At 49.2% G+C, this 20,940-nt stretch carries 22 protein-coding genes and 1 pseudogene; 4 read left to right on the top strand and 19 right to left on the bottom strand.

Translation table 11 applies throughout. The features are described from left to right. Positions 1–370 precede the first annotated feature (370 nt). From ACTOY7_RS19495 to ACTOY7_RS19465, 7 genes and pseudogenes are all read right to left on the bottom strand, one after another. Positions 371–1,150, bottom strand: coding sequence for a zf-HC2 domain-containing protein (locus ACTOY7_RS19495; protein ID WP_482672548.1), 780 nt, complete (start codon positions 1,148–1,150; stop codon positions 371–373). A 26-nt stretch (positions 1,151–1,176) separates the two neighbouring features. Further along, complete coding sequence (locus ACTOY7_RS19490; RefSeq protein ID WP_300884494.1) at positions 1,177–1,638, bottom strand: hypothetical protein; 462 nt, start codon at positions 1,636–1,638, stop codon at positions 1,177–1,179. A 210-nt stretch (positions 1,639–1,848) separates the two neighbouring features. After that, positions 1,849–1,947: pseudogene (locus tag ACTOY7_RS19485) on the bottom strand (zf-HC2 domain-containing protein); the annotation flags it as partial. Then, the gene (locus ACTOY7_RS19480) at positions 1,944–2,429 is read right to left on the bottom strand and encodes an RNA polymerase sigma factor (protein ID WP_482672333.1); all 486 of its coding nucleotides are present in this window, start codon (positions 2,427–2,429) and stop codon (positions 1,944–1,946) included. The gene ACTOY7_RS19480 and the pseudogene ACTOY7_RS19485, both read right to left, overlap by 4 nt. Positions 2,430–2,667: 238 nt before the next feature. Beyond that, entirely contained in the window at positions 2,668–3,324 is a 657-nt protein-coding gene (locus ACTOY7_RS19475) for an ABC-2 transporter permease (protein ID WP_285825939.1), read from the bottom strand. Continuing rightward, entirely contained in the window at positions 3,321–4,187 is an 867-nt protein-coding gene (locus ACTOY7_RS19470) for an ABC transporter ATP-binding protein (RefSeq protein ID WP_482671473.1), read from the bottom strand. The genes ACTOY7_RS19475 and ACTOY7_RS19470 overlap by 4 nt, the downstream gene beginning before the upstream one ends. Position 4,188: 1 nt before the next feature. Further along, positions 4,189–4,566: a GntR family transcriptional regulator gene (locus ACTOY7_RS19465; RefSeq protein WP_016296854.1), complete on the bottom strand. Its 378-nt coding sequence runs from the start codon at positions 4,564–4,566 to the stop codon at positions 4,189–4,191. A 258-nt stretch (positions 4,567–4,824) separates the two neighbouring features. Here ACTOY7_RS19465 and ACTOY7_RS19460 point away from each other — a divergent pair, with 258 nt between their 5' ends. Together ACTOY7_RS19460 and ACTOY7_RS19455 are read left to right on the top strand one after the other, a co-directional pair. After that, positions 4,825–5,646 carry a putative ABC transporter permease gene (locus ACTOY7_RS19460; RefSeq protein ID WP_482671472.1) on the top strand — a complete coding sequence of 274 codons (822 nt, stop codon included), beginning with the start codon at positions 4,825–4,827 and terminating at the stop codon, positions 5,644–5,646. After that, complete coding sequence (locus tag ACTOY7_RS19455) at positions 5,643–6,116, top strand: HD domain-containing protein (RefSeq protein ID WP_482671471.1); 474 nt, start codon at positions 5,643–5,645, stop codon at positions 6,114–6,116. The genes ACTOY7_RS19460 and ACTOY7_RS19455 overlap by 4 nt, the downstream gene beginning before the upstream one ends. 54 nt (positions 6,117–6,170) lie before the next feature. Here the strand turns inward: ACTOY7_RS19455 and ACTOY7_RS19450 are convergent, their stop codons facing one another. The 7 genes from ACTOY7_RS19450 to polA form a co-directional block, all read right to left on the bottom strand. Beyond that, entirely contained in the window at positions 6,171–7,199 is a 1,029-nt protein-coding gene (locus tag ACTOY7_RS19450) for a virulence RhuM family protein (RefSeq protein ID WP_300884496.1), read from the bottom strand. 2 nt (positions 7,200–7,201) lie between these two features. Then, the gene (locus ACTOY7_RS19445) at positions 7,202–8,059 is read right to left on the bottom strand and encodes a DegV family protein (protein WP_004068785.1); all 858 of its coding nucleotides are present in this window, start codon (positions 8,057–8,059) and stop codon (positions 7,202–7,204) included. Between the two features lie 85 nt (positions 8,060–8,144). Continuing rightward, positions 8,145–9,509 (bottom strand): PFL family protein, encoded by a 1,365-nt coding sequence (locus ACTOY7_RS19440; protein WP_285825755.1) that lies wholly within the window; start codon positions 9,507–9,509, stop codon positions 8,145–8,147. Between the two features lie 52 nt (positions 9,510–9,561). Next, positions 9,562–9,834 (bottom strand): ACT domain-containing protein, encoded by a 273-nt coding sequence (locus tag ACTOY7_RS19435; protein ID WP_004068788.1) that lies wholly within the window; start codon positions 9,832–9,834, stop codon positions 9,562–9,564. 106 nt (positions 9,835–9,940) lie between these two features. Then, positions 9,941–10,738 (bottom strand): MBL fold metallo-hydrolase, encoded by a 798-nt coding sequence (locus ACTOY7_RS19430; protein ID WP_004068790.1) that lies wholly within the window; start codon positions 10,736–10,738, stop codon positions 9,941–9,943. Continuing rightward, positions 10,735–11,316 (bottom strand): dephospho-CoA kinase, encoded by a 582-nt coding sequence (coaE, locus tag ACTOY7_RS19425; protein WP_300886018.1) that lies wholly within the window; start codon positions 11,314–11,316, stop codon positions 10,735–10,737. The genes ACTOY7_RS19430 and coaE overlap by 4 nt, the downstream gene beginning before the upstream one ends. 15 nt (positions 11,317–11,331) lie before the next feature. Beyond that, positions 11,332–13,947 (bottom strand): DNA polymerase I, encoded by a 2,616-nt coding sequence (gene polA / locus ACTOY7_RS19420; protein WP_482671470.1) that lies wholly within the window; start codon positions 13,945–13,947, stop codon positions 11,332–11,334. 172 nt (positions 13,948–14,119) lie between these two features. Here polA and ACTOY7_RS19415 point away from each other — a divergent pair, with 172 nt between their 5' ends. Together ACTOY7_RS19415 and ACTOY7_RS19410 are read left to right on the top strand one after the other, a co-directional pair. Continuing rightward, positions 14,120–14,791: an HAD family hydrolase gene (locus ACTOY7_RS19415; RefSeq protein WP_482671469.1), complete on the top strand. Its 672-nt coding sequence runs from the start codon at positions 14,120–14,122 to the stop codon at positions 14,789–14,791. After that, positions 14,781–15,536 (top strand): nitroreductase family protein, encoded by a 756-nt coding sequence (locus ACTOY7_RS19410; protein ID WP_482671468.1) that lies wholly within the window; start codon positions 14,781–14,783, stop codon positions 15,534–15,536. Before ACTOY7_RS19415 ends, ACTOY7_RS19410 begins: the two co-directional genes overlap by 11 nt. A gap of 135 nt (positions 15,537–15,671) precedes the next feature. Here the strand turns inward: ACTOY7_RS19410 and ACTOY7_RS19405 are convergent, their stop codons facing one another. From ACTOY7_RS19405 to ACTOY7_RS19385, 5 genes are all read right to left on the bottom strand, one after another. Then, positions 15,672–16,247, bottom strand: a complete 576-nt coding sequence (locus ACTOY7_RS19405; protein ID WP_482671467.1) for a DUF3879 family protein — start codon at positions 16,245–16,247, stop codon at positions 15,672–15,674. Between the two features lie 18 nt (positions 16,248–16,265). Beyond that, on the bottom strand, positions 16,266–17,765 hold the full coding sequence (locus ACTOY7_RS19400; protein WP_482671466.1) for a sensor histidine kinase: 1,500 nt from the start codon (positions 17,763–17,765) through the stop codon (positions 16,266–16,268). Continuing rightward, positions 17,758–18,465 (bottom strand): LytR/AlgR family response regulator transcription factor, encoded by a 708-nt coding sequence (locus ACTOY7_RS19395; protein ID WP_394684415.1) that lies wholly within the window; start codon positions 18,463–18,465, stop codon positions 17,758–17,760. The genes ACTOY7_RS19400 and ACTOY7_RS19395 overlap by 8 nt, the downstream gene beginning before the upstream one ends. Before the next feature lie 224 nt (positions 18,466–18,689). Beyond that, positions 18,690–18,962, bottom strand: a complete 273-nt coding sequence (locus tag ACTOY7_RS19390) for a substrate-binding domain-containing protein (protein WP_285825747.1) — start codon at positions 18,960–18,962, stop codon at positions 18,690–18,692. 115 nt (positions 18,963–19,077) lie between these two features. Next, on the bottom strand, positions 19,078–20,769 hold the full coding sequence (locus ACTOY7_RS19385) for an AAA family ATPase (RefSeq protein ID WP_482671475.1): 1,692 nt from the start codon (positions 20,767–20,769) through the stop codon (positions 19,078–19,080). Positions 20,770–20,940: the final 171 nt, after the last annotated feature.

Genomic DNA, 20,940 nt, shown 5'->3' with positions numbered 1-20,940 from the left:
TTTCTTGGTCTGGCATTATAACCACCTCATTCATATGGCTATATTAACATTACTACATGACAGATGTCAAGAGAAAAGCAATAACTCAGAATTTTTATCTACACCCTCCAGTGAAAGAACCAGTTGATAATTTTGAGGAAAACGAGTATAATCTTTATGTAAAATAAAAGTATTAGTTCGCATAATTTTTATTTTACAACAGGAGCCAGATTTTACAAGTATCTGGCTCTATTTTTTATATGTAGATAAAGAAAATTTTTTATTAAAAATAGGACTGAAGCACTATATTAGTACAACAGCCCCCTCTGTATCTTTAAATCCGGCACTGCCATTCAGCATGTTTGCCAGTTCATCCGTGATACTGAAAACACTAGTTCACCCCGCTCCAAATCAGCGAGGCTTTTTGTCTTAATGCATCATATTCTTTATCCGAAAGTTCATCCAATGCGTCCAAATCCCGAACCTGCAGATAATAAATCTCCCGCCGTTCCGGTTCATGAACCCCTCCGGCAAATGCGGCGCTGTCATCATAGATCTCACCATAATTAGAAGCGCTCTCACTATGTACGAATAAATCTCCCGGAAGCATCAAATCCCACAAGGTTTTCGTATATCGGTAATAGATAACTCTTACCTTTTCCCCGTTTCGTCGGATTGTTCTTCCCTTGGACCATGAGCCTGCATTATTCATTCCACGGTACGTAAGCCATACCAGGTTCATCACATCAAGCTTTCCGGATAGGACAGACTTTGATTCCTGAAAATCCAGGCCATCGATGTTCATCAGATCAATCCATCCATATTCATCATTGACCGTAAATACGGATGGAACCGTTTCTATAAACATACGATTTGCATCAAATGGAACAGGGATGCTGTAACGCCTTACGAACAAAATACCTGCGAACAATATGACGAATACCGCCGATATACTTTTTCTTTTTTGTATGCCAGCTTTCAGATCCTTTACCAGATCCATGTCCTTCTTTTTTTCCACGTCATCATATCTGTCTGACGAACGCAGATATTCATAAACTGTACAGCAATTCTTGCAGTCCGCAAGATGCCTTTTGATATCCTCGCTTGTTTCTTCACTGGTCAATCCATCTATATAATTTGGCATTAATTCTTTTACAACACTGCATGTCATCTCAACCCCTCCATATCTCTTCTTTTTTAAAGGATGCCGCTCCACACCTGTATAGCATGTTTTTTTTGTGCGTCAAACTCTCCGTCTGAAAGTCTGTCCAGTTTTTCGATACCGCCTTTCGGAAGATAATAGATTTCCCGCATTTGCTTCTCATAATTCAGGCTGTTATTACTATCCGCATACATGTCTCCCTCTGAAATCATCCTTCTGGAACGGCGGCTGTCTCCAAATATCAAATTCCACAGTCTTTTTGTATAACAGTAATATGTCACCCTTACAGGTTCTCCGCTTCGATTGATGGTTCTGGTATACGTCTGCATCTCATCACATGTAATTTCTTCTGTAAGGATAAGCTGTATTCGATCCGTCACCGCAGAGTCCTCTTCCAGTACCTTCTTCGTCTGATTGAAATCTAAATCGTCTAAATTGATCCATTGTGTCAGGCCGTTCTCGGTGATCGGCGCAGCCTTGAATATTTCTGTCCTCATAACCTCCGGATCAAAAGACACCGGAATCTTATAGTTATACATAAAAAACATAAGTCCAATCATTATTACACATGTCAAAACAATTGCAGCCGCATATCCCTCCCGCATTCTCAATTTTATTTTTTTCAAAAAATGAATATTTTCATCTCCTGAAAGAACTTCCCGCGGGATAGGCGTCAGCATTTGTTCATAAACAGTACGGCAATCCGAGCAGCCCGACAAATGATTCTCTATTTCATCATTGACTTCTTCACAGGTAAGGCCATCAATATAAGTTGGCAGCAGATCCTTTACAACATAGCATTTCATTTTAATCCCTCCATTTTCTCTATCATTTTTTGCTTTGCCCTATAGAATGCAACCCTCACCCAGTTCTCACTTTTTCCAAGCACTTCTCCGATTTCACCATATGTAAATTCACCTGTCAGACGCATATGAACCACCTCGCGCATTGGTTCCGGAAGAGCATGGATTGCCTTATACAGATCCTTTTTTTCCATATGCAGCAGCACTTGTCCTTCTGGTGATTCATCACCTGGTATCTCTTCCGTAAGCTCCACAGATTTTTGCTTAGAATGTTTGCCCAGCCATTGATACCAAACATGCCTGCCAATCTGAATAAGCCACACTGACAGTTTACAGCTCCCATCATAATTGCCGCTGGTCTGCATTGCGCGGAAAAATGTTTCTTGTGTTAATTCTTCCGCCAAATCCCTGTCATGGCATAGTCCGAAAAGATATCTGTATACATCTTTTGCATACTGCATATATGCTTTTTCAATATCTTCCAAAACAGCCACCCCCCTATGCCTTTTGATCCAATTCATATGCCTTTGCCTTATATATCCAAAAAAATGAGATTTCGTTACAAAAAAAATTCGATTAGATAAAAAAAATCAATCAAAAGCATCAGTTATCAGGTAACTGATATCAAACTAAAACCTGCCGATGACAAACCAAAATGGGGGCTATCTATTTCCGACAGCCCCCGTCAAAGAATCCTGCTCTGAATCTGTTTTTCTCCCCCGCTTAAAGCTCCTTCTTCTGAAAAATACGCACCGTCAGCAGAAATGACAGGAAGAATGCGAGCAGTGCGCACACCAAGATAGCCGCCCCTGCCGTCATGATCTGAAAGGCAGTCATGTGGGGGCCGAACCAGCGGTTCATCAGTGAACTGGCTCCCATAATCACCCCAATGCCGCCAAGCAGGCTGACCCCGATGAGCATCTCGCTGCGTTCCTCTCCTCCGAGATAAAACAGCGGGAAAAAGATGGCTCCCATAAACAGGCTGAGCCCGATCCCCACAACATACACCATAAAAATGTCCGTGTCTTTGTCAAAAGGGAATCCATAAAACAGGATGGACAGTGCCGCCGCGGTTCCCGCAAGCAGCATTCCTATGCAAAGCCAGGCCATTTGACTTAGAAAATAGCTTTTCACAATATCCGTACGCCTGATCGGAGCCGTCAGCTTGTATTTACTCCACTTTGACACGCTTTCCCTGCGCAGGCTTGCCGCAGCTATGACAGAAAATCCCGTCATGCACAGCAGCATATAGCCGATAATAAAAATCTGCGCATCGTGATCTATCCCAACGACAAAAATCCCAAGCACCAGCATCATGGCCGAAAACAGCTTCGCATTGGACAGCACCGCATAAACATTATTTTTCAGAAGTCCCTTCATATCCGTTCCCCCTTTACCAAAAGCAGCATGATCTCATCCAGCGAAGCATGGTCTAAAACTGTGTCCCTGTACTTTTTTTCCGCTTCTTTGCCGTCTGACACTAGCACGTCAATCTGAAAATCCCGTTTCCGATAGGCTATGATATCCCCCCGGTCCAGCGCGTCAAACTGGCTCTCCTTACAGCGCATGACCGCGTAATGATAGGCCAGGTCATTTTTGGAAGCGGTCAGGAGCACGTTTCCCTCATGGATAAAGGTAATGTAATCCGCAATCTTCTCCAGGTCGCTCGTAATGTGGGAGGACAGCAGGATGGAATGATCCTCTTCCTGCACAAAATCCAGAAATACGTCCAGGATCTCATCCCGCATAACAGGATCCAAACCGCCGGTGGGTTCATCCAGGATCAAAAGCTTCGGGTGATGTGAAAGCGCCGCAAAAAGCGCCAGCTTCATCGTCATCCCTCTGGAATAGGTCCTAATCTTCTGTCCGGCAGGAAGGTGAAAATCCTGCAGATATTTTTGAAACATTGCAGGGTCCCACGCCTGATACAGTCCGCCCATGATCTCCGACAACTGCGCCGCCGTCAGGTATCCGGGAAAATTATCTCCGTCATAGACCACACCGATCTTTTCCCTTATGGCCGTGTCCTGATCCCCCATCTCCTGTCCAAACAGCCGGATCGTTCCGCCGTCCCTGGAGGACGTATTCAGGATGCAGCCGATGGCGGTCGTCTTTCCCGCACCGTTTTGTCCGACCAGTCCCATAACCGCGCCGTAAGGCAGAGAAAATGATACCCTGTCCAGTACAAAACCGTCTTTCGGAAATCTTTTCGATACCTGATCCAGTTCTAAAATATAGTCCATATCAATCATCCTCCTCGTAGAATAATGCCAGAAGCTCCGTCAGCTTTTCCAGGGAAATGCCGCTCATCCGGCCAATCTCTGCGGCGGCCTGTAAGTGCTCCTCCGCGATCCGCTGCTGCTCCTCCTGGTAAAATTCCTTGTTCTGTGCCGATACAAAACTTCCCCGGCCGACAGTGGTTTCGATAAATCCATCCCTCTGCAGATCCTCATACGCTTTCTGAACCGTGATCACGCTGACATGGATCGACTTCGCCAGAGCCCGCATGGAAGGGATCGCGTCCCCGGCCTGCAGCTCTCCGCTCATGATCATGGCTTTGATCTGGGATGTAATCTGTTCATAGATCGGCTTATTGGCATTATTGCTGATAATGATCTCCATGCTCCACCGCCTTTTCTTTTTTATATGTAAAGTGTACTTATTGTACAAGTACATTATATCATCCTGAATCTTTTTGTCAACCACTTGCTTCTGTATTTCATATCTGATAAAATATTTATCGAAAAACCATATTTCCGGATGCACCGTGGTTTTCCTGCCTGTCCATCCATTCATCAATAACATGCCGGCGCAATCCTGCGTCCGCTGAAAAAGTTTCTGAAAATACAAAAAAAGCTTCCGAAAATACAAATGAGGTGTATGATGCATATAACAACAATATTTATCTGGTTTATTTTATACAGTATTCTGGGATGGATCTATGAAACGATCTTCTGCAGTGTAAAGACTCTGAAATGGGACAATCGGGGCATGCTCATCGGGCCCTACTGCCCGATCTACGGCGTAGGCGCGGTGCTGGATGTGCTTGTCTGCGACGGGCTCCCCAATTACGGCGCGGTATTTCTGACCTGTATGCTCGGCTCCGCGGTGCTGGAATATACCACCTCGTATACTACGGAAAAGCTGTTTCACGCAGTATGGTGGGATTACAGCGATCTCCCCCTGAACATCAAGGGCCGGATCTGTCTGCCCTGTTCCCTGGGCTTCGGCGCGGCCGGATTGATCGTGCTGTACGGCATCCACCCTTATATGGCGCGTGTCACCGATGCTCTTCCACTTTCCTGGCAGGAGCCTGCCGCATTGGTTCTGATGGCGGTTTTCTCCGCAGACTGCGCGCTGACGGCAGACTCCCTGATTGCGCTGAACGTCAAGCTGGAGACCACCATGAAGGCCATCGACTCGCAGATTTCGGAGCGGTACGATGCATGGATTGAGAACACAAGACAGAATCTTTCCGAAGGGCTGGAAACCCTGAAAGAAAAAATTTCCCTGGAAGAATTTCGCGAACGCAGGATGATGGAGGAATTAAAGCATACGCTTTCCACCATGAACTGGAACCAGACCCGGGCGCTCCGCTCCTCCGTATCCTTCCGCCATGCGCGGTACCGCGAACTGGGAAGCAGGATGAAGCATGCGCTCTCATTCCGCAGGAAAGAGACAGAAAGGCAGGATCTGAAATGAGATTGACGAAAAAAGAACTCTCCGAGATCAGAAAACATCTTCGTGGGCTGAATCTGACGAAGGAGGCCCAGCTTATGAAGCGTTTTATCCAGCATGGGCGCATTTCCACCTATGAACATGTACTCAGCGTAACCCGGTTCAGCTTTTATCTGAACCGCCGCCTGCACCTCGGCGCGTCGGATTCCGAACTGGTGCGGGGCGCGTTTCTCCATGACTTTTATTTGTACGACTGGCACATAAGCGATTCCCACGAGCGGCTCCACGGATTCCATCATCCGTCAGTCGCCCTGAAAAATGCCATGCGGCTGTATACGCTCTCTCCGGTGGAGCAGAATATCATCCAAAGCCACATGTGGCCCCTGACGCTGTTTTCGCTTCCGAGGTGCAGGGCCGCGGTGATCGTCTGCCTTGCAGATAAGATCTGCTCCACTTATGAGACGCTTGTACGAAGCAATCCTTTTCCTTGCTGAATTGCAGAATATCATCTTATAGATATCCAGAAAAAGATGCAGCGCAGTTAAGGATTATTTGACGTAATTACTTTTTTGTTTTATTTGCTCTGTTTCCTCAATCAACAATTCAACCTCATTTTTTTCTATTCTTTTTCGGTTCTCGTCATAAAGCTCATATTGTTCATAGGCGTGTGCCTTTGCCTGTTTTGCGGAAATATGCCCGGCTCCAGATAACACTTCCCGTCCTGTCATATTCAGGAAATTATTGAGGTAAGTTTCCCAGTCTTTCATATACATGGGGTTATGCCTTCGTGCCTGGTCTTCCGCAAAGTCCAGGTACATCGTTACCACCCTGTTTAATTCCTGCATTTCATCCTCATTTAGATAGTTCTTGGCGATATCCACATCTTTTTTGCGGACTTTTGCGCCCTCAAAAGCAGTCAGCCCCATATTGTCTTTCATGGCGTCTGCCCTCTGCATAATGACTTCTGCTGCGGTATGCCCATGCACTCCGTAATGTATTTTATTCTGGACAGTTTTAAAGAATAATTCTGCGTCTTTATCATTGCTGGAATAATCAACGGATGTTTTGTATATGTCACAGATTTTCTGGTAGAAACGCTTTTCCGACGCCCTAATTTCGCGGATGCGCTCTAACAATTCATCAAAATAATCTTCGCCAAAGGGTTTTGGGTTTTTCAGGCGTTCGTCATTCATGGAAAACCCCTTACGGGAATATTCTTCTAAGATGGCAGAAGCCCAGTTCCGAAAATGCATCCCCACATTGGAACGGACACGGTAACCGATGGCAAGAATCATTTTAAAATTATAATGCTTTTTCTTCCGTTTAACCTGCCTTTTTCCCTCTGTTTGAACTTGTAAGAAATCCTTACAAGTTGAAGGTTCATCCAGTTCACCATCAGCATAAATATTGCGGATATGCATGGTGATGTTTTGGGGAGTCGTGTTATAGAGTCTGGCAATGGCTGACTGATTCATCCAGATGTCGCCATTCTGGAAAAACACGTCAATTTTGGTATCGCCTTTTTCCGTCTGGTAGATAAGGATATTTCCCAATCTGGTCTTTTCAAAAAAGTTCATTCTTATACCTTCTTCGTACAAGTCACTGCCATGGCTCCTGCCCCGATATGACAGGCAATGCTCAGGGAAAGCGGGTTCTCCATGATCTCATACTCCGGAAAATGGCTGTGGATCTCTTCCTTCCACTCTGCCGCCTCTTCCTTCCCGCAGGTATACGCCATACCCAAAATCAATTGAGATTCCTTCCCCGCAAACCGTTCCTTGATGTCCTTCTCAATTGCCTGCAGCATGGTCCGCTTTGCCGCCTTCCAGCCCCGCACCTTTGCAAAGGCATCCAGCTTTTCTCCCTGGATCTGCAGCACCGGCTTTAAGTTCAGCACGGTTCCCAGAGCTGCGGCCGCGGGGGTGATCCTGCCGCCTTTTTTCAGATATTTCAATGTATCCACAGTGATGTAGATGGTGGATTCGAATTTTTCTCTTTCTAAGATCTCTTTGATCTCTGCCGCTGACTTTCCTGCGTCGCGCAGCTCCATGGCGTCTATGACGGACCGCTCCTGGGTCACGGAAATCCTCTGGTTATTCACCACCTGCACCCGCCCGTTGTAGTCCTCTGCCAGTGAAACGGCCGTCTCGCAGGAACTGCTCAGGCCGCTGGACATAGGGATATGCACCAGCTCGTCGTATTCTTCCAGAGCCCTGTCCCACAGATCCATGACATCCCCCGGCGACGGCTGGGACGTGGAAATATCCGCATCCTCCCCAAGCCGTTTGTAAAATTCCTCCTGGGTCAGGGTAATGTCTTCCAGAAAGAGTTCCCCATTGATATAGAACGGCATCGGAAGGACATAGATCCCCATCTCCTTTCCCTTTGCCTGTGTAATCCCGCTGTTGCTGTCTGTTATAATCGCTATCCTGCTCATTTTATCATCTCTTGCTCCTTTGATATTCCTGCAGTCCCAAAAATGTTCCGCCGGCCTATTTTCCGAACTGTTCCCGGCGACTGCATCAATTCTTAAAACTATGGATCGGCGCCGGAATCCGTCCTTTCCGGCTGATGAATGTGTCGCATCCAAATTCATTCACCGGAATAATGGGCGCATAGCCCAGAAGCCCTCCAAATTCCGCCGTCTCGCCCACATCTTTTCCGATCACCGGGATCAGCCTTACCGCCGTGGTCTTCTGGTTCACCATGCCGATGGCCATTTCGTCCGCAATGATCCCGGCAATGGTGCTGGCCTTCGTCTTGCCCGGAATGGCGATCATATCCAGGCCTACAGAACAGACGCAGGTCATGGCTTCCAACTTCTCCAGCGTCAGGGAACCGACGTTCACAGCATCAATCATTCCCTGATCCTCGCTCACCGGGATAAATGCGCCGCTTAAGCCCCCCACATAGGAGGAGGCCATCACACCGCCCTTTTTCACCTGGTCATTGAGCATAGCCAGGGCTGCCGTGGTCCCCGGCGCGCCGACCCTCTCCAGGCCGATCTCTTCCAGGATCTCCGCCACGCTGTCCCCAATGGCCGGAGTGGGCGCCAGGGACAGATCCACGATTCCGAAGGGAATCCCCATCCGCTTCGATGCTTCTCCTGCCACAAGCTGGCCTACCCGGGTCACCTTGAAAGCAGTCTTCTTAATGGTCTCGCAGAGTTCCTCGAACCCCTTGCCCCTCACCTTTTCCAATGCCTTCTTCACGACGCCCGGGCCGCTGACTCCCACGTTGATGACCGCGTCCGCCTCCGTCACACCCAGAAATGCCCCTGCCATAAACGGATTGTCGTCCGGCGCGTTGCAGAATACCACCAGCTTCGCGCAGCCCAGGGAATCCCGGTCCTTGGTGGCCTCGGCTGTGGCCTTTACGATCTCCCCGCAGAGTCGAACCGCATCCATATTGATCCCGGTCCTGGTGGAGCCTACATTGACGGAACTGCAGATCCGCTCCGTCTCCGCCAATGCCTGGGGTATCGACCGGATCAGGTATTCCTCGCTTTTCGTCATTCCCTTGGACACCAGTGCGGAATATCCGCCGATAAAGTTTACGCCTACGGTCTGCGCCGCCCGGTCCAGCGTCCGGGCGATGGTCACAAAATCCTCCGGGCATCTGCACGCCGCAGACCCCACCAGGGAAACGGGCGTAATGGAGATCCGCTTGTTGACGATCGGAATGCCGAACTCCTTTTCAATGTCCCGGCCTGTGCTGACCAGATCCTTCGCCACCCTGGTGATCTTCTCATAGATCTTTTCATTCAGCGCTTCCAGATCCGAGTCAATGCAGTCCAGCAGGCTGATCCCCAGCGTGATCGTACGCACGTCCAGGTTCTCATGCTCGATCATTTCATTTGTCTCTGAAACTTCATACATATTAATCATATCTGTTTTCCTCACCTTTTGCGGCTGATTCTGTCTGTCGCAGCATTCTTTGTTACAGCCTGTGCATTTTCTCAAAAATTTCTTCTCTCTGGCAGCGGATATTGACCCCGATCTCCTTGCCCAGCTTTTCCAGATCATCACAGATCTTTGTAAACTGGGTATCCTTCTCCGTCACATCCACAATCATCATCATATTAAAGTATCCCTGCACGATGGTCTGGGAAATGTCCAGAATGTTGATCCCATTTTCCGCAAGGTAGGTACATACCTTTGCGATGATCCCCACGGTATCCTTCCCCAGCACGGTTACGATGCATTTCTTCATGTCCTGTTCCTCCTGTAATATGTAACCAATTTGCGCAGCAAATTGATTGCCTTCTGAATGCAGCCACTTGCGCAGCAAGTGATTGTTTGCCGGCCATCCGGCCCTTTCAAAAAGAGTATATCTCCGATACCTCGTCCCGTTTCGCAACAGTCATATCCAGATCTTCCCCTTTATAAGCGTTATCGCCCAGCGTCACTTCCAGCTTCACGGTTTCATACGCCAGCTTCACATAATTATTTTCCTTGCTCAGATGCCCCAGGACGATGTGCTTCAAATTATCATGTAGTATATCACAAAGAAGCCGTCCTGACAATTCATTTGACAAATGTCCTTTCTCCCCCAGAATCCGCTGCTTCAGATAATAAGGGTAAGCCCCTACCTCCAGCATATGTATGTCATGGTTTGCCTCTAAGAGCACCGCATCCAGATTTTTCAGCTTGCCCACCACGTAATCCGTATACATCCCCAGATCCGTGGCCACGGCCGCCGCTTTTCCTGCGCACTCCATCCGGTAGCCGGTGGGCTCGTTGGCGTCATGGGAAATGGCGAAGGGGTCGATGGTGATATCCCCAAGGGAAAATTTCTCGTCGATCCGGATGGGATGAAACAGCCCCTCCGGCATCTTTCCCAGGCTGGAATAGCCTTTGATCCCCTCAATGGTTCCCGGCGACGCATAGATGGGAATCCCGTATTTCCTGCTGAATACGCCCAGGCCCTGGATATGGTCCGAATGCTCGTGGGTCACCAGGATTCCCGTCAGTTCCTCCCCTTTGATGTCCAGTTCCTTCAGACCCGCTTCGATGCGCTTTTTGCTGATCCCTGTATCCACCAGAAGATGGGTATGGTCGCTGCCGACGTAAATGCAGTTCCCGCTGCTCCCGCTGGCAATGCTGCACAATCTCATAATAATTCTCCTATCTGTTTCTTTGTATTTTCAAATGCACCGCTGTTGTCAATGACCGCCGTGCAGATTTTTCGAAATGCCGCTTCCGAAGGCTGGGAACGGATCATCCTCCGGGTCCGCTCCTCTGTATATCCCCGGGAGCGCGCCAGACGCAGGCAGCGAACCGATTCCTCCGCGTAGACATACCACATTTCCCCGCAGAGATCGCCGTAATCCACATCGGGAAACAGCGCCGACTCCAGCACATACAGTTCCTCGCCGTCCCTCTCTTTTTGGGAAATGTCCTGCTCCACCCACCGCCGCACTTCCGGGTGGACGATGGAATTTAAAAGGGCCAGTTTTTGGGGGCTGGAAAACACGGTTTCGGCCAGCTTTCCCCGGTCCAGCTCTCCGTCTGCCCCCAGGATGTCCCGACCGAATGCCTCCACGATCCGTTCATAGCAGGGCTGCCCCTTTTGCTGGAGACGCCTTGCCGCGTCGTCCAGCGGGGAGACCACCGCCCCGTACGCTTCCTGCAGAAATTGGAGGACTTCACTTTTCCCGGAACCAACCCCTCCGGTAATTCCCAGTATTTTCATCATTTTCCGCCTGCCTTACTTCGCCTCATACCAGTTCTTTCCGGTATGCATATCCACGATCAGCGGCACCTGCAGATCTGCCGCCTGCTCCATCTGCTCCTGCAGGATAGCTTTTACCTGCTCCAGTTCTTCCTCATATGCCTCGATGAGCAGTTCGTCATGCACCTGCAGAATCAATTTTGACTTCAAGCCTTTTTCCTTCAATTCCCGGGCTACCCCGATCATCGCAATCTTGATCACGTCCGCCGCCGTCCCCTGAATAGGCGCATTCATAGCCACCCGCTCCCCGAAGCTGCGCTGCATGAAGTTGCTGGATTTCAGCTCCGGCACCGGCCTGCGCCGCCCAAACAATGTCACCACATAGCCGTTTTTCTTGGCATGGGCCACCTGCTTGTCCAGAAACTGCTTGACTCCCGGATAGGTATCAAAGTAATTCTCGATATACTGGGCCGCTTCTTTTCTCGTAATACTCAGATCCTGGCTCAGCCCGAAGGAACTGATCCCGTACACGATCCCGAAGTTTACCGCCTTGGCATTGCGCCGCTGCAGGTCCGTCACTTCCTCAAAGGGCACGTGGAATACCTGGGACGCCGTGGTTCTGTGGATGTCCTGGGCCTCCCGGTATGCCTGGATGAGCTGGGCGTCCCCAGAGCAGTGGGCCAAAATCCGCAGCTCGATCTGGGAATAATCCGCGTCCACGAACACACAGCCCTCCTTCGGAACAAAGACCTTCCGGATCAGCCGTCCCAATTCCATCCGAATGGGAATGTTCTGGAGGTTCGGGTCCGTGCTGCTGAGACGCCCGGTCGCCGTGATGGTCTGGTGGAATTTTCCGTGAATCCTTCCGTCCGATCCGATAAAATTGGCCAGCCCGTCCGCATAAGTGGACTTCAGCTTCGCAAGCTGGCGGTACTCCAGAATCTTCGCCACCACCGGGTAATCCGGCGCCAGCTTTTCCAGTACATCCGCCGCCGTGGAAAATCCGGTCTTTGTCTTTTTGCCGCCTGTAAGCCCCATATGCTCAAACAGAACCACTCCGAGCTGCTTGGGCGAATTGATGTTAAAGGTCTCCCCCGCCAGCTCATAGATTTCCTTTTCCAGTTCCAGTATCCTTGCGCCCAACTGGTCTCCGTATACTTTCAGCGCCTCCCCTTCGATCTTCACCCCTGCCAGCTCCATCTCATAGAGGGTAAACAAAAGGGGCATCTCAATCTCCGTAAACAGGTCATACATGCCCGCCGCTTTTAACTTCTCTGTCAAAGGCTCCGCCGCCTTGTAAGCCGTATAAGCTTCGTAGCAGGCACGCATGGAGGCGTCTGCCTTTTCGTTGATGAGCAGGTGAAGCTGCTCTCTGGCCACGTCCTCGTATCCGTAATCATTTTTCAGAGGGTTCAGCAGATACGCCGCCACCGTGGCGTCAAAGCAATGCTCCCTGCGGGTGATGGGCAGCTCCGGCAGATATTTTTTCAGGTCAAACATCACGAACCGCTCCACCGCGTCCGCCACTTCGCACAGCTTTCCGAACAGGTATCCCATATCCATGTCCATATCGCAGGGTATGGAATAGATCTGCTCCTCCCCATAGCAGACGGCGATCCTGCCGTATCCCGACGCATGGGCAAACAGAGGCAGCACATTTCCCCCGTCCTCGGAAACCGCGATCCCCACCGCCGCCGACTTCTTTGCCTCCTCAAAAATTCGTTCCAGCAGGCCGGTATCCGTCACTTCCTGAAAATGATCCTCCACCGCATTGGTATCGGCCTCCACATCAAACCGGCTGAGCAGATTTTTGAACTGCAGCCGCTGGAAATAGTCGTGGGCTTCCTTTGTGTAAGGATTGCCGAACCTGGCCTGTTCCAGGTCAAAACCGATCTCTGCCCGGGTATCGATGGTAGCCAGCGTCTTGCTCATGCACGCCTGATCCCAGTACTCCTGCAGGTTCTTGCTGGCCCTGGGGGGCTTGATCTCCGCCGCATGGGCATAGGCATTTTCAATGGAGCCGTATTCCTGGATGATCTTGGTGGCGGTCTTTTCCCCCACCCCCGGCACCCCCGGGATATTATCCGAAACGTCTCCCATGAGCGCCTTCACGTCAATAAATTCCGTGGGAGTCACTCCGTAAGCTTCCTTCACATCCGCGGCATAGTAATCCGTCACCTCGGTTCTGCCCTGCTTTGTCCTGGGAATCCGGATCTTCACATGCTCCGTGGCAAGCTGCAGCGTATCCCGGTCCCCGGAAATAATTGACACCTCCATCCCCTTTTCCTCGCAGGTCCGGGAAATGGTCCCCAGCAGGTCGTCCGCCTCCAGCCCGGCCTGCTCCACGATCTCGATCTGCATAGCCTCCAGCACTTCCTTGATCACCGGAACCTGCTGCCGCAGTTCTTCCGCCATGGGCTTTCTCGTCCCTTTGTAGTCCGCGTACATCTCATGCCGAAAGGTTGGCGCGTGGACGTCAAAGGTGACCGTCAGATATTCCGGTTTTTCCTCGTCCAGGATCTTGAACAGGATATTCAAAAACCCGAAGATGGCGTTGGTGTGCAGCCCTTCCGAGTTGGTCAGGTCCGGCACCCCGTAAAATGCCCGGTTCAGAATACTGTGTCCGTCAATCAAAACAATTTTTTCGTTCATAGGAGCTTCTCCTTCTATAATAAATTTCACATCTTTTTCCAAATCATACAAGATAGTATACACTAAAAGAAATCTTTTTAAAAGGAGTTTTTTTCCCTCCCATTCCGTCTGCGGATATGTTATAGTAGGAAATGGCTGAAAGTGTAAAAAGTGAAAAGGAGAATCGGATATTATGAATCAGCAGAATACTGCACATTTGGACGGCATTATATTTGACGTGGACGGAACACTGTGGGATTCCACGGAGCAGGCCGCTCAGGTCTGGACCCGGGCCGTGCGGGAGCATACGGATCTGGATACCCGGGTGAGCGCAGACCGCCTGCGGGGCCTCTTCGGGAAGACCATGACGGAAATCTCCGGTGCGTTATTTCCCACCTTGTCAGAGGCCGAACAGGCGAAAGTCATGGAAGCCTGCTATGCTTACGAAAATGCATATCTGGAAGAACATCCCGGCGTACTCTATGAGGGCGTTGCGGAGACATTCCGCACATTGGCGGAGAGAACCAGCCTCTACATTGTCAGCAACTGCCAGTGCGGGTATATTGAACTGTTCCTGCGTGCCGCCGGACTGGAGGACTGTGTAAAGGACCATCTTTGCTATGGGGAAACGCTGGTCTCCAAAGGCCGGACCATCCGCCTGCTGATGGAGAGAAACCACCTGGAGCATGTGGTCTATGTGGGGGATACCCAGGGCGACGCAGATGCCTGCAGGGAAGCGGAAATCCCCTTCATCCTTGCAGAATACGGATTCGGCGACGTGCCCGATGCCAGGCAGCGGATTCAAAAGATTTCTGAATTGTGCGAGCTGCTGAGTGAAAAGAAAGGAAATGCTCATGAAAAATGAAGTACTGAAACAATTAGCAAACCGAAAATCAGTAAGGGTTTTTGAAGACCGGGAGATTCCCCGGGAGGACAAAGCAGCCATCATCACAGCCGCAGCCATGGCTCCCACTGCAGGCAACCAGCAGCTCTACACCATCCTGGATGTAACCGACCAGGAATTAAAGGATCGTCTGGCCGACCTCTGCGACCACCAGCCCTTTATAGCGAAAGCCAACCTGGTGCTGGCCTTTTGCGCAGACTGTAAAAAATGGTACGACGCCTTCGCTGCTGCCGGATGCAGCCCCCGCAGGCCGGGCGCCGGGGATCTTCTGCTGGCAGTCGATGATGCGCTGATCGCCGCGCAGAACGCGGTCACCGCAGCCGAAAGCCTTGGGATTGGCTCCTGCTACATCGGCGATGTTATGGAAAACTGCGAACAGATGCGTGACTTGCTGCAGCTTCCCAGGTATGTATTCCCTGCTGCCCTTCTGGTCTTCGGCTATCCCACCGAACAGCAGAAGTCCCGGAAAAAACCGCAGCGGATCGACGAAGCATATCTCGTCCATAAAAATACCTACCATACGATGTCTGATCAGGAGCTCTCTGACATGCTCTCCTTCCACGCCGGGGAGAAGGATTATGATGCATGGATCCAGGCATTTTGCGATCGGAAGTACAATTCTGATTTTTCAAAGGAAATGAGCCGGTCTGTAGGGATATATCTCCGGGATTTTCTTGACGGTGCGGAAGAATCGCGCGATGAATAATACCAGCGCCCCCTGTTGTTTCAGACTTGCAGGTCAAAAACTTTGATTTTGCATGAAGTTTTCGGCCTGCAAGTCTGAAGCTTTGATTTTGTACGGTATTTTCGATCTGAAAACCAGAAATGATTCCATGACGTTTTATGCCCGAATATCCAGCCCTCCCGCCGTGCCGAATTTCCCGGATACCATGGACGTGATGCTCTCGTCTGCAAAAATCTCATCCAAAACACCCGCAGGAATCTGATTTCCATATGTCCAGCCGGGCACCCTCGCTTTTACAGCTCCTGCGACCTTTCTTGAAACGCTTATTTCGAACTGTCCCAAAGTCCATGCCGCAGCCGCACGGTCGCTTTTCTTTAACGTTTTATAATATGCATTCTTTGCCTGCGCCATCTCTTCCCATTCGGCTTCATTGTCGCCGGACATGCCGTTATATTTGTAAAACGCATCTTTCACGCTGTCAAAAACACGCTGCTTCATTTCATCCGACACCTGGATGATCTTTCTTGCGTTTGGGTTGTTTGTGACGCACATTCCTTCAACACCATACGAATTTTTGTAATGTCCGGTAAGCAAATCCTCCAGCGTATTCCTGCCGCCGGCATTGGATCTTCTGGATCCCCCGCCGAAAAGCGGCATGTTCGCATGGATTCCGCGTCCGTGCATTCCTGAAAAAAGCCGCATGATTCCCTGATAGTGATTCCCTATATACATGATCAATCCCTCCTGTATCTATTCAAATCCAACCGGGTTCCAAACTCCATCCTCATCTCTCCTCTCATTTTTCATCATCACAGACAGGATGAACACCCTGCCGTTCACCTTAAAATCCATTGTCCCCTGGTACTTCCTTGCCGTACTTTTGATATTGGAAAGCCCGATCCCATGGGACTCCCTGTCCTCCTTGACGGTTTCCGGAAACTCATCCTGCCCTTTCTTTACCAGCCGTCCGTCGAAACTGTTCTCTATCTTTAAGATCAGAAGATTTCCTTTCTGCAAAGAACCCAGCCGAATGAAAGCGTCCGCCCCTGGTTCTTCCGCTTTTAGCCTTTTGCACGCCTCAATGGCGTTGTCCAAAGCATTTCCCAGGATAATGCCCACATCATAGCTCTGGATCTTAAGCCCCGGTGGGAACAGCAGCCCGTCCGCCTCCAGTTTCAGATCCGGAACTTCCCGCAGGGCTTCATAATATTTCATATTCAGCAGGGTATCCACAATCCCATTCCCTGTCCGAAAACGGACCTCCAGCTTCTCGAACGTCCGGTTCAGCTCCGCCAGATAGTCTTTCAGTTCCGCATGCTCTTTTACACCGTCCTCTGCCAAAAGCCGCTCCATCACTAAGACGGTATTTTTCATATCGTGCTTCATACTCCGGATGCCGGAATAGACACGCTCCATCTCTTCCATGTGTTCCTGCAGGCCCGCCACCTGTTTTTCCAGGATGATCCTGCTGCTCCTCTCCCGGTTCAGATAGATCATATCCTGAAACAGCTTCACCCCATACAGAATGGAGAGCAGTGACAAAAGCAGGATGGCGGGGATGACCGCCACCAATATCGGATATCTGTCATACAAAATTTGGGGGGCGCCGTCCTCCATTGCGACTATGATGATGCGCAGCAGCAGACAGAGCATCAGCCCCACAGCAGACGGAGTAAGGAGAAATAAAAGTTCTGTCCTGCGGATACCGTATTCTTTTTCACGGAAATCCCTCACAATCTTTCTCAGAAGCAGATACAAAGCCAGCGACATCATCAGGTATTGCAGAATCCATCCGCCGATCAGCCCGGCATTTACCGCGGCGGCAAAAGACCTTTTTGAAACAAATATGCCTTTCCCCGCGCACCAGTTCCAGAAGTCCAGCATCCCGTCCCCAAGCTCTCCGATCCATATAACCGCCATATAACGGCTGATATCCGAAACTGCCTGAAACGTTACCACAAGAAACGCCGTGATCAGGCAAAAGGCTTTATAAAAGCAAAAGGCAATAACCGTCAAAAAGCACAATGCCGCCGCCAGTCTCCAGGCTGCTGCCCTGTACTCCCATCTCTCCGGCTCTCCCACCCGGGACAATGCCAGTTTCAGCACCACATACGAAGCCGCAGCCGCCAGTCCATTCCACCGTTTGTCCCTGATCCTGCCCTTTAGAAAGCTTCCGTAAAAATACTGCAGGCAGCATCCCTGGGAGGTGTAAAGCAGTACCGGAAAAAGAATGCTTATGGCTTCAGACACTGGACACACCTCCGCTCTGCAGGTGCCACATATACGTCTTTACGAACTCCCCGTATTTTTTCTTTGCCAGATACACTTTGTTGCCTCCGGTGAGGCTGATGCTGTCACTGGCGTATTCCGTGATATAATCCATATTCACGATATATGCCCGGTGGCAGCGGTAAAAGCTCTTCCCGAGCTGCCCTTCCAGTCCTTCCATGGTTCCGTAGATCTCGATATTCTCTTTTTCCCCGGCCGTATGAATCTCCACCTTCTTGCCCCGGCTCTCGATATACAATATGTCCGCCTGATCCAGCGTCAGATTTCTCGTTTTTATGAATAATCCGTGCTTTTCCTGCTTTCTTGCCGCTTCTCTGACCGCACGTTCCAGCACCTCCGCAAATTTCGTCTCATCCACAGGCTTCAAAAGGTACTGGAAGGCGTACAGGTCTAAAGCTTCAAACACATATTCTTTCATTGCGGTGACAAAGATCAGCACCGTTTCCTCCTGGCTCTTCCGGAGTTTTCTCGCCGTTTCAATGCCGTCCATCCCTTCCATCTGTATATCCAGGAACACCAGGTCGAACCGCTTCCCGGATGCCAGCAGGTCCGCCCCCGCAGCATAAGTCTCTATGCGGCTTTCTGGCTTCTGCCCCTGGATCAGCCTGCACAGATATTCCCGGATCACTTTTTCATCCTCCACAACTGCTATATCCAACATTCCTCACCTCAGATCCCAATCCGGATAAACCGGAACCAATGGATTCTATTTTGTACAAGATCCTGCTTTGAAATCCCGAAAAGGGAGTCACATGTTATATCGGCAGAAATCTGCCATTTTTCAGTCCTATGGAATGAAATGACCACTTTTCGGGAACGAAAGGAAATATGTTCCTGAAAAGTGGTCTGTCCATCTATAACACTCTGTTTTGAATTGTGGTCGTTTTATCTGTTCTTCGTAGTCTCCCGGATGATCAGTTCCAGCTCAAATGCATTTCCCGTATTTTTGCATTCCCGGTTTTCCATCTGTGCCACCAGCAGCTCCACAGCCTTAACGCTCATTGCCTCGATAGGTACGTTTAAGGTCGTCAGCCTGGGATTACAGTATTCCGCCTGTTCAATATAATCAAAGGATGCCAGCATGATATCATCCGGCACCTGAATCCCGTGGTTGCGCAGACAGTTCAATACGCCGATGGACATGACATCCGTATCCACTGACCCTGAGCCAATCGCCGCAGTCAGTACAGCGATTCTTTTCTAAGGATTCCTTAATATGCAGCAGATCCTCTTTGGCTTTTTGTCCACGATAACAAGTTGCAAATTCAGCCGTTTATCTTTCTGCTAACATGACCTTACACCGCTTTTTATAACATGCAATTCCGTATTTTAAGATATGCTCTACCCCGTCGTCCTCCAGGTCATCTTCATATCTGGTATACGCGATCTGTTTTAATGCTTCCTTGCACGCCGCATCCAAATCTCCGTCATGCGCATATTTTACTTCTATGATAATTCCCATATCTCCGGTATCCGGTTCCGCGAGGATATCCGCATAGCCTTCGCCCATTTCCTGGTTAGACGAAATGCCCCATCGGTCTTTCACTCCCAGGATTCCAACTAAAACACCATGATAAAAGTTCTCTTTCATATCTTTTTTTATAAACGTATCCCGGATACTGATTGACCTTCTTAGATATTCAGTAAAAACTTTTTCTACAACCTCTGCATCTCCCTTCTGCAGGGCATTACAGAAGCGGTTCAGCGTATCCCCATCCTTCCGGACATTCTCTTTAAAGAATTCCATAATCTGTGTCACATAAATATCCCGGATCTCCAGATTTGGAATCGCCAGTTTCATCTGCCTTCCCTCTGCTTTTCCCCGCTGGGTCAGATAACCGGTGGTGAAAAGCAGACTCCAGATATTATCAATCGTCTGATAAATCTCCGGATACGTAAGTTCCTGATGGATTTCTTTTATAATGATTTCCCCTGCTACCAGACGTTCAATCTCCCGTTTTGTCGTAGCATTTGCCGATTCCTGGATAAACCGCTTCACTGCATCGTTACTGCTGGTGTTGATCCAGTAGTTTTCCGGCTGAACATTCGATTCGCTTCTGATTCTGTCACAATGATTCAGCACATCCCACGGACAATACACTTCCGCATTTCCAAACTGGTAGCCATCGTACCATCTTTTTACCTCATCATAATGATCCGCTGCATCATAATACTCAAGAAGGCCCCTCACTTCTTTATCTGTAAAACCAAAATATTCATCAAAACGCTCATCTGCAATCGTCAATACTTTCAGATTATTAAGCCCGGTAAAGATACTCTCCTTAGAAATCCGAAGACATCCTGTCAGAACCGCTAATTTCAAACTGCTGTTTGTTTTGAGTGCCTCTCCAAGTAGATTACGAATCAATGAAATCATCTGGTCATAATATCCATTCGCATGAGCCTTTGCCAAAGGGACGTCATATTCATCAATTAGCAGAATGACCTTTGCGCCATGATGCTTCTCCAACAATTCCGATAGGACTCTCAGGCTATTACAAAATACCGCTTCCGACATATTATCATCCAGAAGTTTACAGTATTCCGCTTTGTCCTGTTCACTTAAGGCATTACTCTCCAAAAGGTATTGTACTTTTGCGGGAACTCTCTTCATAATCTGAACTGCCATTTCAAATGCCATTTCATAGTTCCATGCGTCAATCCCTTTCAAGGAAATCGAAAGAACTGGATACTTCCCCATATATTCTTCACAAAGCGAAGCCTCTTTTGAAATTTCCAGCCCATCAAAGATACTCTTATCCCCATTCAATGAGAAAAAGTGTTCCAGCATACTCATATTCAACGATTTTCCGAATCTTCTCGGGCGGGTAAAAAGATTTACCGCCCCCCAATTATGAAGTAAGTCAGCAATAAGTCCCGTTTTATCCACATAGTAAAAATCTTCTTTCATCATATCTTCAAAATTTTCAATTCCTATCGGGAGTTTCTTCTTTCGCACATCCATTTCTTTCCACACTCCTTCCATCATTCATTAGCCGCTTTCCTTCTGCCTATTCGTTCGAATGCATTGTATAACCAGAATAAACGCACGAACAGTAAGACGGACTTATTTGCCCATTTATTTGGCCAGTTCGTCAATTGCATCCAACATATCATTATCGTATAATACTTTCAG

Source organism: Schaedlerella sp. (assembly GCF_056796775.1).
Note: the sequence above shows the minus strand (reverse complement) of the source record. Positions and strands in the feature narration are given on the sequence as shown.